The organism is Capnocytophaga sp. oral taxon 338 str. F0234, from assembly GCF_000192225.1.
Classification (GTDB): Bacteria; Bacteroidota; Bacteroidia; order Flavobacteriales; family Flavobacteriaceae; genus Capnocytophaga.
Map to the genome: position 1 here is coordinate 189,909 of NZ_GL872413.1, position 14,575 is coordinate 204,483.

At 37.2% G+C, this 14,575-nt stretch carries 12 protein-coding genes; all 12 read right to left on the reverse strand.

The window, feature by feature from the left end; translation table 11 throughout:
* Positions 1-5 precede the first annotated feature (5 nt).
* Complete coding sequence (locus tag HMPREF9071_RS00900; RefSeq protein WP_009744642.1) at positions 6-938, reverse strand: electron transfer flavoprotein subunit alpha/FixB family protein; 933 nt, start codon at positions 936-938, stop codon at positions 6-8.
* A gap of 9 nt (positions 939-947) precedes the next feature.
* Positions 948-1,688, reverse strand: coding sequence for an electron transfer flavoprotein subunit alpha (locus HMPREF9071_RS00905; protein ID WP_040358136.1), 741 nt, complete (start codon positions 1,686-1,688; stop codon positions 948-950).
* Positions 1,689-1,817: 129 nt separating this feature from the next.
* Complete coding sequence (locus tag HMPREF9071_RS00910; protein WP_009744644.1) at positions 1,818-3,308, reverse strand: cellulose synthase family protein; 1,491 nt, start codon at positions 3,306-3,308, stop codon at positions 1,818-1,820.
* 163 nt (positions 3,309-3,471) lie between these two features.
* The gene (locus HMPREF9071_RS00915) at positions 3,472-3,723 is read right to left on the reverse strand and encodes a type B 50S ribosomal protein L31 (RefSeq protein WP_009744645.1); all 252 of its coding nucleotides are present in this window, start codon (positions 3,721-3,723) and stop codon (positions 3,472-3,474) included.
* 107 nt (positions 3,724-3,830) lie between these two features.
* A complete protein-coding gene (locus HMPREF9071_RS00920) occupies positions 3,831-4,145 on the reverse strand; it encodes a DUF4286 family protein (RefSeq protein WP_009744646.1) in 315 nt (104 codons plus the stop codon).
* Positions 4,146-4,161: 16 nt separating this feature from the next.
* Positions 4,162-6,312 (reverse strand): TonB-dependent receptor domain-containing protein, encoded by a 2,151-nt coding sequence (locus HMPREF9071_RS00925; protein WP_009744647.1) that lies wholly within the window; start codon positions 6,310-6,312, stop codon positions 4,162-4,164.
* 97 nt (positions 6,313-6,409) lie between these two features.
* On the reverse strand, positions 6,410-7,057 hold the full coding sequence (locus tag HMPREF9071_RS00930; protein WP_009744648.1) for an HmuY family protein: 648 nt from the start codon (positions 7,055-7,057) through the stop codon (positions 6,410-6,412).
* 9 nt (positions 7,058-7,066) lie between these two features.
* A complete protein-coding gene (locus HMPREF9071_RS00935; protein ID WP_009744649.1) occupies positions 7,067-8,302 on the reverse strand; it encodes an HmuY family protein in 1,236 nt (411 codons plus the stop codon).
* Between the two features lie 87 nt (positions 8,303-8,389).
* A complete protein-coding gene (locus HMPREF9071_RS00940; protein WP_009744650.1) occupies positions 8,390-9,016 on the reverse strand; it encodes an HmuY family protein in 627 nt (208 codons plus the stop codon).
* Between the two features lie 125 nt (positions 9,017-9,141).
* The gene (locus HMPREF9071_RS00945) at positions 9,142-9,963 is read right to left on the reverse strand and encodes a purine-nucleoside phosphorylase (RefSeq protein WP_009744651.1); all 822 of its coding nucleotides are present in this window, start codon (positions 9,961-9,963) and stop codon (positions 9,142-9,144) included.
* A gap of 186 nt (positions 9,964-10,149) precedes the next feature.
* On the reverse strand, positions 10,150-13,254 hold the full coding sequence (locus HMPREF9071_RS00950) for a type I restriction endonuclease subunit R (protein WP_009744652.1): 3,105 nt from the start codon (positions 13,252-13,254) through the stop codon (positions 10,150-10,152).
* Positions 13,255-13,385: 131 nt separating this feature from the next.
* Positions 13,386-14,573, reverse strand: coding sequence for a restriction endonuclease subunit S (locus HMPREF9071_RS00955; RefSeq protein WP_009744653.1), 1,188 nt, complete (start codon positions 14,571-14,573; stop codon positions 13,386-13,388).
* Between the last annotated feature and the right edge of the window lie 2 nt (positions 14,574-14,575).

The window sequence follows — 14,575 nt, forward strand, 5'->3', positions numbered from 1 at the left end:
TACAATTATTTAGGTAAGTTCTTAATCTTCTCTGTGAGTTTAGGGACTATGTCAAAAAGGTTGCCCACAATTCCATAATCTGCCTCCTTGAAAAAAGGTGCTTCAGGATCGGAATTAATAACTACTTTTACCTTAGAGGCACTTACTCCTGCTATATGCTGAATAGCTCCCGACACTCCCAGCGCAATATACAAATCACAAGCTAAGGGCTTCCCTGTCTGTCCAATGTGCTCGCTATGAGGGCGCCATCCCATGTCAGACACAGGCTTTGTACAAGCCGTTGCCGCTCCTAAAGCATCCGCAAGATCCTCCACTATATGCCAATTTTCAGGAGTTTGCATACCACGACCCCCAGAAACTACAATAGAAGCATCATCTATGGAAATCTTATTAGTAAACTTCTGCGTTTCCAAATGCTTAATGGGAAAATCTTCCTTAGAGAATTCTACAGAGAAATCCTCTATAGTAGCTTGTACAGGGGCTTCTGTTACCTCCACGATATTCCCAGAAAGAGTCATCACTTGCTTAGACGCAATAGGAATCCAAGCTATTGCTTTAGAGGAGAAAATCACCTTTTGTACCTTACCTTCCTTAGGAAGTGAACTTACATTTGATAGATAACTTGCTCCCAATTTTATAGCTAACATAGGGGACATATAACGTATATTAGCGGAGCTTGGTAACAGTATTGTACTTACTTGCTTTTTCTGAACTATTTGCCTGATGAGATCCACATAAGCTCTTGCCTGAAATACGGAAAGTTCCTGATTAGTTACCCTTATGATTCTACTTACTCCATATTGTTGCAAAATAATAGGATCTTCTACATTAATTGTAAGGGCTATTATATCTTTGGACAATGCTCTAGCATAAGAGATAGTTTCTAATGTTTTTTTAGTAAATTGTCCATTATGGTATTCTGTATATACTAAAATCATATTTTTTGCTTAAAATAATTTTCTTTTATCGTGAAGTTCTTCTATCAATTCATCCAAATTATCCGGAGAAATCATTTTTATAGGGGCTTTCCCCTTTGGCTTTTCCAAAGAGTCAATAGCTGGTTGTGTGGTAGCCTCTATCGGTGAAATTATTTGTAAAGGGGCTTTGCGAGCCATCATAATCCCTTTCATACTAGGAATACGTATTTCCTCCTCTGGGATAATCTCTTTTTGGATACCTACTACTACAGGTAAGGGGCTCTCCAAAAGTTCCTTACCTCCATCAATTGCACGGGTAATCTTGGCTATAGCCCCTTCCAATGAAAAAGCAATTACATCATCTACAAAATTAAAATCTAACAGAGAGGCTAACATCCCTCCTACCATACCTCCATTATAGTCTAAAGATTCTCTCCCACAGAATACAACTTCGTAGTCTTTAGCAATAGGGGCTAATTGCTGAGCAACAAAGAAGCCATCCATAGGTGTTGTCTCCACCCGAATCATTTCATCTGCTCCTAAAGCAAATGCCTTACGCAACACCGGCTCACTGTCCGAAAGTCCTACATGTACTAAAGTAATATGAGCCCCTCTTTGTTCTTTGAGTTGTAAAGCACGTATTAGGGCAGCTTCATCACTAGGATTAATCACAAACTGCACTCCAGAGGGGTCAAAAGCCTTATGGTCTGCAGTAAAATTTATCTGAGAGGTGGTATCCGGCACCTGATTAATACAAACTAATATCTTCATAAAATTCATCTTAAATAATAAGGCACAAAGATACAACTTAAAGTGAAAAATGAAAAACGAAAAACGAAAAAATAAGGCTTCATTTTTCCAAACAAAGCCTTACTCTAGAATAAAAACCAATTTTGTTTATTATGCCTTTGGTATAAGTGATTTATAGAAAACAAATCCAAATCCAAAGGTAAGCATCAAATGAAAAGGAAAGAGTCCAAAGTCATTAAGCTTAATACCACTGTACAATCCAAATAAGAAATAACACATAAGGAGAAATTCCAGAATCATATTGGGAGAAAGCTTTTTATTAATATACTTATTACCCTTCCAAGAGTCCTTCAAGGAACTGATATTGAACTTAGGTGTACGAACGAATTCTGTCTTTTTACCCCAATAACCCTGCAATACAGCCGTTACATTATGCAAAGAAAAACCTAAAGCTACTGAGAAGAAACTAAAGAATAGCTTGATATAATCCACAAAATCATCAAACGTTTTCCCTTGAATATTTTTATAAGTAATCCAATAACAACAGAATAATATCAAGGTACTAACCATAAAGAAACTAGTTACCTTAAATACCCAAGCCAAATGTGGATAGATACTCTTAATATACATCATTGGCACACTCAATACTGCTACTAAGAACACATACAGGAACATAGAGCTATTAAGCAAATGCATTACTCCATGAAACTTTGTTTTCCAACTAATATTCTTGGAAGCCAATACATTACGAACGGATTTTCTGAATACCTCAGCACCTCCTTTGTTCCAACGGAATTGCTGAGAGCGTGCTGCAGAAACTACTACAGGAAGTTCTGCTGGGGTCTCTACATCTTCCAAATATTTAAATTTCCAGTTCTTAAGTTGTGCTCGATAACTCAAATCCAAATCCTCTGTAAGAGTGTCTCCCTCCCAATTACCTGCATCCAAGATTGTTTTCTTACGCCAAATACCTGCAGTCCCATTAAAGTTAATAAAGTGTCCTTTACTACTACGTCCTACTTGCTCCAAAGTAAAGTGAGTATCCAGAGCCAATGCCTGTATTTTAGTTAGTAGAGAATAATTACGATTGATATGTCCCCATCGGGTTTGTACTACTCCTATATGCTCATCCTTGAAATAGATAACTGTTTGCTTGAGCCAATCAGGTTTAGGAAGAAAGTCAGCGTCAAAGATAGCAAGAAAATCTCCTTTAGCAATAGCGGTTCCATACTTAAGAGCTCCTGCCTTAAAACCTTCTCGTTTTTCCCTACGTATATGAACAATATCTAAGCCTGTTTTCTGCAATTCTCCTATAATTCGCGCGGTCTCTGCCACTGAATCATCGGTAGAATCATCTAATACTTGTATTTCCAATTTGTTCCTAGGATATTCTAACTTAGCAATATTCTCCAAAAGCCTTGGTACTACATACTTCTCATTATAAATAGGAAGCTGTACAGTAACATAAGGAATTTCATTGGGATCAAGTAAATTGAACTTAGGTGCTTCGCTATTTTGATTTTTATTCTTCAAATAGTTAACAGCAAGGTTTAATATAGTCAAACTATAGAAGAAGATAAGCACCAATGACAAACAATAAATTGCTGTGACAATGTATGTTATGATAAGTCCTAAATCCATAATTTCATGGTTTTTAAAATAAGGGCAAAATTACACTTTTTTTTATAGAGAACAAGGTTAATTGTTATTTTTTTTAAAATTTCCTAAAAACAAAACTCCTTCCCAGCAAAGGAAGGAGTTTGCCAAAATAATTTTAAAACTTATTTATTATGAAAAACCTTTACTATTTTTGAAATTTAGCATATTTACTCTTGAACTTATCTATACGTCCTGCTGTATCAATAAGCTTTGTCTTCCCTGTATAATAAGGGTGTGAGGTACGAGAAATCTCCAATTTCACTAAAGGATATTCTACTCCATCTACTTCAATAGTATCTTTAGCTTCAATGGTTGACTTAGTGATGAAAATATCATCATTGGACATATCTTTGAAAACAACCAAACGATAATTAGAGGGATGTATTTCTTTTTTCATATTTTCTGATATTTCTTCTTATTTTTGAGGTGCAAAGGTACTGCTTTTTTTTGAATTGACAAATGAAAAAAAACTTTTTTATTCACAATCTCAAAATTTAACATTTTCTACTTCTTTACTTCCTTCTCCACCGTAAGCAAAGTAGCGAAAGTAAGTACTTTTTCTCCAAATTGTAAAAAGAGTTCTCTCCTATATTTTTCCTCCAAAGCAGATTGAAAATGAGTGATTGCCTGCTTTGTATCTGCCTCATATTGCACACTGAATGCCTTACTCTGGACATGTTCTGTATGTATCTGCAAAAGCCTTATCTGTAGGAATTCACTCTCCTTGAGCAACCGATCAAAATGTTGCTCTATCCAAGATTGCCACTGAGGGAATACTTCCTGTTCTATATGAAAAGTAACATTATAAATATATTTCATATACTTTTTTATTTATTTACAAATTCCATTTTAACCCTACAAAGTAGGTTCTTCCGGGTGAAACGCTGGAGTAAAAACTTGTAGTCTTAGTTATATAATCAAAAAGATTATCTATTCCAGCATTCAAGGTAAGATGATAAGGTAATTTTTTAGAGAATTGTAGCCGCCAGATACTATAAGAAGGATAATATGTATAGGCATCTCCTTCCTCATAGATATTGGTTTCACTCACATATTTCCCACTAAGGATGATATTAGGGAGATATTTCATATCTGTCTGTTCTACGTATTCTGCTTTTAGAGTGAAGGTATGAGGACGTACATCATCCCTACTTTTGCTTGTTACATAATAGGCATAAGATCCTTTAAAACGGAAAGATTTGTTAGGACGATATGTTCCTGAAAATTCAGAACTTATAATGTCCGTATTTCCATCAAAATTGATATAACGAATGGTATCATTAGAACGTGACCAATGATAAGCAATCTTATCCTTCACTTTGGAATACTGAGTCATGGCTGTAATATTCCATTTCTTAGCATTAAAATCTACAGAAAAGTTAATATTATTACTCTTCTCAGGCTTCAAATCCTTATTTCCCATAATCTGAAATCCTCCTCCCCAGGGATGAAACCAATTAGTATAAAGTTCTTTTAACGTAGGAGAGCGAAAGCCTGTAGAATAACCTCCACGAAAGGTAAAGGCTTCTATCTTAAACATTCCTGACAAGCGATAGGTGAGGAATCCCTTAAAAAGAGAATGATAGTCCATTCTCACTCCTGTTACTAAAGTAAATGCATCAGAAAGAGCCCACTCTTGCTGAGTAAAAAGAGTGTAATTTTGAGCATTCTTTTTAGCTTCAGTCCCCGTATTATTAAACCGGAAACTTAAAAGTTCATCCGAAGACATCTCAGCCCCTACTACTAAAGAATGCTTTTTATAGAGTGACTGGTTATACTGCCCACCTGCTCGCCAAATAGAATTTTCATAGTTCTTATCTTTCTCTTTCAGAATTCTATAATACTTAAACTTATCATAACGGTCATACGCTCCTGAAAGGCTAAGTGTTTTATCCTCCTTTATCTTATAATCGGACTTAAGTGCTATCGTATAGTTATAATAGCGATCTCTTAACTTTTTAGAGGATTCTGTCCCTGAATTTCGTTCACTAAAATAATAACTTGGAGTAAGTGTCAGATTCCATTTGGGTGAGAAATCCAATCCTACTTTAGGAGTAAATCCATAATTGGTATAGCCTGCAACATTAAGTTCCCCCTTCTCAGAATATATAATAGAATCCTTTTTGTAGGTTTTCAGAGGCTCCTTGTCTGTTAGAATATAAGGCTCTCTAAAATTATAGAAAGAGGAAAGACGGATGCTTCCCCATTTTTGCTTAGTTCCTAAGGATAAGTTCGCTTTATGATCTTTCTTAGTATTATAAAGGTATCCTACATTCATCTCCAAGGGCTTTTGTGTTTCCTTAGTAATAATATTAATTACCCCTCCCAGTGCATTAGAACCATAAAGAGAAGAAGATGCTCCCTTGATAATCTCAATACGCTCAATATTATCCAAATCTATACGATCATAATCAATATTATCAAAGGTCTCCCCTGCCATGCGTTCTCCATCCATAAGGAAAAGAACATATTTACCTCCGAAGCCCATCATATTAATATTAGGCATTCCTCCATTATAGGTAAAGTTGATCCCTGAAAATTCATTTTCCAAAAAAGATTGGAAGTCAGGAGCCTGAGATTTCTGTATATCCTTAGCGGTTATCACTTGTACTGTAATAGGTACATTCTTAAGATTACGCTCGGTACGGGTAGCAGTTACTACTACTTCTCCTACCTCTACTTCCTTATTTCTACAAAGAGTAAAAATATAATTTTTCTCATCTCTTTTTAGAGATACTTTAAAGAAACTGCCTTCATAGTCATCTTGAGTTACATAAAAATGATGAGTCCCTCTGGGTAAGCCCTGAAAAGAAAACCGTCCCTGAACATCTGTTTGTAGCTTTTTCTTCAGAGAAGTAAGCTCTATAGTCACCCCTGATAAAGGTTCTTTCGTTTGACAATCAATAACTTTCCCTGAAAAGGAATATTGTGCCCTCACACTCAACAGAGAAAAAAAGCAGCCTATAATAATGAAAATCTTTGACATTTATTGAATCTTTTTATTGAAAGAAAAATAGAATTGCTATACTTGGGAAAGACATAGCAATTCTATCAATTCACATAGATTAGAAAGGTATTATTATCTAAAACTTGCCATCCTCACTGAGGATATATTGGAAAGAAGGATAGTTTTCCTGTGTTCTATCATTATAGAAATCCGTTACTTGGAATTTAGCAAAAGCTCCCTTGGCGGTTCTAATAATATAGACAAACTTGGTAGGAGCATATACATTTGGCCACTTACCTCCTTTAGATTGCATGTTTTTAGGATTAAGTGATACATAACCTGTCTTGGTATCAAAACCTCCTGAAAGTAAATGGGAAAAAGTGTCATTCCTTTCTGTTAGGTTAGGGTAACTCCCATAATACATTACCCCTTTAGCATCCTGTATATATTCTTTTTCTTTAGGCAATGTAGCGATAGGAGCAGAAAAATCATTCCCTCCAACTTTTACAACTCCTGCTTTTCCCTTACCTGACTCACCTCCATTGAGTTTTACATAGTAGGCAAAAAAGGCTATATCCCAATCCAAACTATTTTGAGGGTCAGCCACCTCTACAATAGCATTTTTTTCAAAAGAATAATACACCCATTTTTTTTGTCCTGCATTGAGATTTTTCTCCTGCTTTACATTGGCAGGTTTTTTCTCTTCCTTATTATCATCCTTACTACAAGAGCTAAGTGCGAATACCCCCACTAATAAGGTAGCAAATAATAATTTTACTTTCATAATTTTCTTTTATTCGCTTTTAGTTTTACTCAATTGGTATTTTAGCTTAGGAAAATTAGGTGCTTTTTTATCTCCTATCTTTTTGTAGAAGTCGGTTACCTGTACCTTAGCATAAGTACCATCAGCTGTTTTTATAACATATACCCATTCGTTAGGACCAAATACACCTCCATTTTTCTTTCTCCATTCAGGAGAGGGATTGATTTGAATAGCCCCTGTGGTAGAACCAAAACCTCCTGTAAGTACGGGAGAGACATTTTCCTTTGATTCTGTTCCTTTCATACTCTTAAAGATAACTTCTTTATCTTTTTCAAATCCCTTTTTAGGAGTTTCTATAACTTTAGCAAAATCTTTTTCCTCCAATCTCAAAGCTTCTGCTTTTCCTTTCCCAGAAGTACCTCCATTGAGTCTCACATAATACCCCTTGAAAGCAATATCCCAAGAGAGATCTTCTTCTGGTTTAACGGGAGTTACCTCTCCATTTTTTAGGGAAAAATATTTCCAATCTCCAGTGGCATCCAATTGTACTTCTTTTGCTTCATTACCAGAGAAATCCAAAGCTACTTTTTCTACAGGCTTAGGAGCTTCTTTTTCCCTTAAGAAGTCATAAGTAAAAGTAATATACCCTGATTTATTTTTATCATTAGTATATCCTGTAAGTTGGATTTTTACATATTTATCTCCTTTAGCTGTTTTGAGTACATATACATATTTAGTAATCTCAAAGTGAGGAGCGTTTTCCCCTTCTTTTGGGCGTTTGTAGTTATACCAACCTTTAGGATTTGTACTTTCTACAGTTCCTGAGATTACAGGATTTTTCTCTACTTCTGTTATAGATGGCTGTGTCTGTCCAGGTAAAGGGCGACCATATTCATTAACCTTTGTATCCTTTTGATAACCTTCAGCAGGGGCTTTGGTAATGGCAGCGAAATCTTTGCTGTTGGTATTCACTACTTCAGCTTCTCCTATGCCTGATACACCTCCATTGGTACGGATATTAAAGCGGTTAAAAGCAATATCCCAATTATCACTTGTTTTAGGATTGGTTACTTCTACTACTTTACCTGTTTCAAAAGAGAAATAAGTCCATTTCTGCTGATCGGAGGCATCTAAGTTCTTAATTTCTTTTGCTGTTTTTTCTGGTGTAGGTTTTGGCTTAGGTTCCTCTTTGTTATCATCCTTACTACAAGAGGTAAAGGTCATGAGCCCTACAAGAAGTGCGGGCACTAAAAATTTTACTTTCATCTTACTTCGAGTTTTATTAATTTTGTGGGTGCAAAGATACAATTTTATTTAGAATAAAAAAAAATAAATGGATTATTTTATCCTTATTTAAAATTTACCTCCTTCAGCGAATTGATAGCTAAAAGCTGGATATCCTCCTTTTCCTTCACTACTTGTATAATCGGTAAATTGTAGCTTCAAAGGCTTCCCTTCTGCCGTTTTTACCACATATACATACTTGGTTATACCATAAATATCACCCTTGCCTGTCATCATATTAGCCATGTCAATAGTAACATAGCCTGTAGTATTCTCTCCTTTTATACCGCCCGAGATGGTTGCAGAAAAACTTCCTTTTGTAGGCTTAGGAGGCATTCCTAATGACATTACTCCTTGCTTATCTTTACTATAACCAGAAGCAGGTACTTCTTTAACCTCTGATAGGACTGTTTTATCTGTTTTGATTACCTCTGCTTGCCCTTTGCCTGAATCACCTCCGTTAAGCTTTACATAATAACGGTTAAAAGCAATATCCCAATCCAAAGAAGTCTTTGGGTCTTCCACTGTAACTTCCTTGCCTTTGGCAAAGGAGAAATACTTCCAATCAGTTCCTGAGGCATTCACTACAGCAGATTTCTCTTTCTTATTTTCTTCTTTTTTACTTTCCTCTTTGCTACAAGAGGCAAATACGAACAATCCTGTTACTAAAACAGGAATCAAAATTCTCATTTTCATTTTATATAAATATTTAATAAGCTGCAAATTTACGATTTATTTTTAATTAAACAAAATAAGAATAAATTATTATGAATAAAAAAAAGACACTTTATTCAGTGCCTTTTCAAAAAGTTAATCTCATTTTACGAATTTTCTCGTTTTACAAACTCTCTCACCAAGTTCAATACTTTCGGCATGGCATTATTCACCGCATGGAGTACTTCTGTATGAGATACGTTTGGAGCAATGCCAGCACCTCCTAAATCTGAAATAATAGAGAGGGCAAAGACCTTCATTCCCTGATGACGAGCAACGATTACTTCAGGAACAGTACTCATTCCTACGGCATCTCCACCTATGGCACGTACCATACCATATTCTGATGGAGTTTCAAAAGTAGGTCCTTGCAAGCCTACATATACTCCTTTTTGAAGTTTTGTTCCCTGCTCCTTAGCTATAGTTTCTGCAAGAGTAATCATAGCACGATTATAAGCCTCACTCATATCAGGGAAACGAGTGCCAAATTTTTCCAAGTTCCTGCCTCGCAAAGGGTGCTCAGGGAACATATTAATATGGTCGCGAATTACCATAATATCTCCAATAGAAAAATTAGGATTAACCCCTCCGGAGGCATTGGAGACAATGAGTTTTTTTATTCCTAAAAGGTGAAAAATACGGATGGGAAAAGTAACCTCCTGCATGGGATAACCTTCATAGTAATGGAAACGCCCGCTCATTAGAAGGACATACTTACCTGCTAAAGTACCATAGATAAGTTTGTTACCATGTCCCTCTACCGTGGATTGTGGGAAATTAGGAATGCCGGCATAGGGAATTTCCACAATAGGGGTTACTTCATCCTGTAAGGAAGATAGTCCAGAGCCAAGTATAATAGCAAATTCTGGGGTCTGTTCCTTAATAAATTGTCGGATATAATGAGCTGTCTGCTCGTATTTTTCGTACATAACTTATGATTTTTATGCCACAAAGGTACGGCTTTTTTAGGGATTATCCTGCTTATGTGGAAAAGTATTTATCATTTCAATATAATTATTTCACATTTACTTTTGAAATTAGCTCGTCTATATGACTAATTGATTGAGAAAAACATACTGACCAAAAAAACTTAAAAAACATTTGTCAATCTATTATCATACCTCACCCCCTACGCCTTTGTATTTTTCTACAAAAGCTGTTATTTTGCGAAAGACAGTTTGTTTTTTGGTTCGATATTGTGGGTTTAACGGACTCATTTTAGGCAAAATGCTATTGAGGTCAGTGCCATTTTCGCTAGCGTATTCTCGTTTTAGAGAAAGCTGTATATATCGTTTAGCCGCCTCTTCATTTAAGTTTTCTTCCGCGATTAGCTCAGCCGCTTCAGCTTTTTGTCGCTCTTGGGCATAAGTGAAGAACGCTGCTATGATAGTCGGTTTGTCGTCAATAATATCTAAATTAGTTTCGTTGATAAAATCCACTATAAGGCTTTCCTTGGCACGGTTACCTATGCTGGCACGGATAATGCGACGCACTTCCTCTACTAAAGCCTCTTTGTTTTTGTTCTTTTTGTGGTGTTCTAAGATGAGTTCGAGGATATAATCGAGGTCTATTTCTTGAGATTTGAGCAAATCTACTTCAAAAACCACCTCTTCCCAGTCAATTAACTGTTTTTCTTGCGCTGCATTCTCTCGTTCCTTGCTTACCCAATCACGTATATCGTTATAAGTGGATTTATAATCTTGCACTAATCGGTCTTTTAGTACCTCTAATTGTACCATAGAAGCGACTTGTTCTTCGGTTAGGAAATGCTCCTCGGCAAAGGCTTTTAACGCTTCAGGATCGTTTTTATCAATCGTTTGTAGCGCTTTGAGATGGGCAAACTCATCATAGTTCTGCAAGATGTTTTCCACCTGCAAATATTCACCAAAAAGTTTTACAAAGGCTTTCTTATCGGCTGTAGTGTGAATTTCATCAGGGTCGGGGAATTGTTCTTTTAGTTCTTTTACAATTTCGTTATAGCCTCGGCAAGCTTTACCAGTAATGATATCAGTAAAGCCCTCAAGATACTCTTGGTAGCTTTTTTCGAGGATTACATTCTTGGTGCTCTTATCGCCGAAAAGGGTAATAGCATCGATGGTAGCTTTTTCTAAATCGCGGAAAGTAACGATATTACCAAAGCTCTTAGTGCTGTTGTAGATGCGATTGGTGCGAGAATAAGCCTGCAAAAGTCCGTGATAGCGCAAGTTTTTGTCTACAAATAACGTATTGAGCATAGGGGCATCAAAACCAGTGAGGAACATACCCACTACTATCAAGAGGTCGACCTCTTGATTTTTCACACGGTTACTCAAATCGCGATAGTAGTTTTCAAACGATTTGCTTTCTAATGAAAAACTTGTTTTAAACATCGCATTATAGTCGGTAATGACTTTTTCTAAAAACTCTTTGGCACTGACGTCCATAGCAGAAGGTTCGAAAGTTTCGTCGGTAATGTCGCCTATAGCATTTTGTTCTTCATTGGCAGTATAAGAAAAGATAGTCGCTATCTTAAGCGGTCGGTCGCTATCTTTTTGCAAGGCGTTGAGCTCTTGGTAGTAGCATTTGGCAGCCTCTACACTGCTAACGGCAAACATTGCATTGAACCCCTTATTACTGCCCTCATTCCTGTGGGTTTTGAGGCGAAAATTGCGCAAGATGTACGTAGATATTTCCCTAATACGTTCGGGGTGTAGCAAGAGGCGTTTGTTTTCGGCAACACTGAGTTTGGCTTCATCTTGCTCGGTTTCTATACCCTTAAATTGCGGACGTACATCGTTGTAATCTACTTTGAATTTCAACACTTTTTCATCGCGAATGGCATCGGTAATTACGTAGGCGTGCAGTTCGCGACCAAACACGCTGGCAGTAGTTTCGCTGCCCAAGGCATTGTCGTGGAAAATAGAGGTGCCTGTAAAACCAAATTGGTAGTACTTCTTGAATTTCTTTTTAAGGTTCTTTTGCGCTTCACCAAATTGGGAACGGTGTGCCTCATCAAAGATGAAGACAACTTGCTGGTCGTATACCGGCAAATGCTCTTCGCCCCTCATCAGGTTATTGAGTTTTTGGATAGTAGTAACGATAATTTTATGGTCGTTCTTGTTTAAATTCTGTTTGAGTCCGGCAGTACTACCTGAGCCATTTACACTATCGGGCGAAAAGCGTTGGTACTCCTTCATCGTTTGATAATCCAAATCTTTGCGGTCTACGACAAAGAACACTTTATCGATAAAATCGAGCTGGGTAGCCAGTTGTGCCGCTTTAAAGCTGGTAAGAGTTTTGCCCGAACCTGTAGTGTGCCATATATAACCACCCCCGTCGAGAGAGCTCCAGTGCTTAGCCTGATAGGCACTTTTTATCTTCCAGAGCAGTCGTTCGGTAGCGGCTATTTGGTAGGGGCGCATCACCAGTAGTGTGTCGCTTACATCAAGCACGGAATAGGTGAGCAGCACTTGTAACAAAGTGTTTTTCTGAAAGAAAGTAGCAGTAAAATCCTTCAGGTCTTTGATGAGCGTATTATCGGCTTTTGCCCAATTCATCGTAAAGTCGAAACTGTTTTTATTACGCTTTACGGTATTAGCAAAATAGCGGGTATCGGTACCGTTGGAAATGACAAAGAGTTGCAGGTATTTGTACAGAGAACTCTCGCTGTTGAAACTCTCTTTGCTATAGCGGTGCACTTGGTTGAACGCCTCACGGATAGCAACGCCTCGTTTTTTGAGTTCGATTTGCACTAAGGGCAACCCGTTCACTAAAATCGTTACATCATAACGATTGGCGTGAGAGCCTTTCTGTTCGAACTGGTTGATGACCTGTACTTTATTGCGAATGATATTTTTCTTATCAACCAAATAGATATTTTGTATATGCCCATCGTCGAACACAAAGTCGTAGATATAATCGCGGTGCAGTTTGCGCGATTTTTCTACCAAGTTATCGCTGGGGGCATCTAAATATTCCTCTACAAAGCGCGCCCATTCGGCATCGGAGAAGGTTACGCTGTTGATGTTTTGTAGCTGTGTGCGCACATTATTCAAGAGTGCTGCGGGGGTAGTAAGCTGTGGCAGGTATTCATAGCCTTGTTCTACCAAATCCTCTATAAATTCGCGTTCTAAAGCATTCTCGCTTTGGTAAGTAGCGGGTGCTTCACTCACTTTAGAGAGCTTAGTATAATTGTCTAAAACGATGTAGTTTTGTGTTTCGGCGATAGTGTTGTAGGTCATAATATGATTATAATTTATTTTATCTTATCTGTAAGGGCAAAGTCAGCGAGCTGGCGCAGCTGAGTATGTGAGGCAATTCGCCTTCAAACAACAATCCTTCCTCAATATTTAGGATCAATTACCATTGACCCCTACGAGGGGAACGACAATAATCTCTCCCTATAATACTCATATTGTTTTCTGCGCAGGGCAATTTCTTTGGGTAACCCCTCGCTAATAGAATTGACTAAAGTATCGAACTTATCAAGAATAGTGGCGATACGTTGTTGCTCGGAGAGGGGAGGGAGAGGAATGGTAATCTTAGTTAAGTCATTAGCCGATATATCTATCACTTTGGTTCCCTTAGCGTACTTTCTTTTTTGGTTTGAAAACTCTGTTGTCTGCGTATAATAAACCAAATATTTACCTATGATTTTTTCTGAAGGTTTAAAAATGGTAGCGTGTCCTCCTGTTACACCTTGTTCTTTAACACAATAGGCAACAGCTTTCCCTACGTCATCTATATTCTCACTTGTATTTGTTATTATCACGTCTCCATAATCTACTTTTCTAAGTCCTTCAGCTGTTTCACGAGATACAAAAGAAATTGTTTGTTCCACAGAAATCCCATAGTAAGTATAAATTTGACCATAATGGATAGCAGGAACACCACTTGTTATGAGGTCTTTCTTCTGCAAACCATTGCCCCGTATAAAAGTGCCTACTTCTCCTAGCGTTTTCCAAACTATCTCAGTACCCCCCCCTATCTCATTGAAAGTCAATAATTTATTTCGGTAGTATTCATACTGCCGCTTGCGGCAGTCCAGCTCCGCCTCCAGCTGGGTGAACTTGTCCAGAATACGAACAATCTCTTGCTGGACAGAAAGAGGGGGAAGGGGGATTTTTTTATTAGCATAGTTACTAATCCATTGTCGTTTATGATCACCTTCTATAAGTTCACTTGGTAAAGTGTTTAGCCAATAATAAATATACTTCAACAATACTTCTTTCTCATTTTTAGAGGTTATCATCTTCATTGCTGATGATTTGGCTTTGAAGTCGAAATCTACCCATTTGTTAGCTGTTGTAAAATCGTCAAAAATTATAACAGGGCTTATAGAAGCCTTATAAATACCTTCTGTTTCATCTGTATAACCAAGAATAAATGTTTTACCAGCAGTTAATACAGGAGTAGGATATATATCCTTATAATTACTTGACTTTACTAGATATTTTGTTGGCTGTTCATATTCCGCTATCTCTCCCAGAGGTTTCCATACTACTTCAGCGCCTTGCAGGAGATGTTCTATATAAGGGAATATTTTTGGTTCTTGTGTCATTG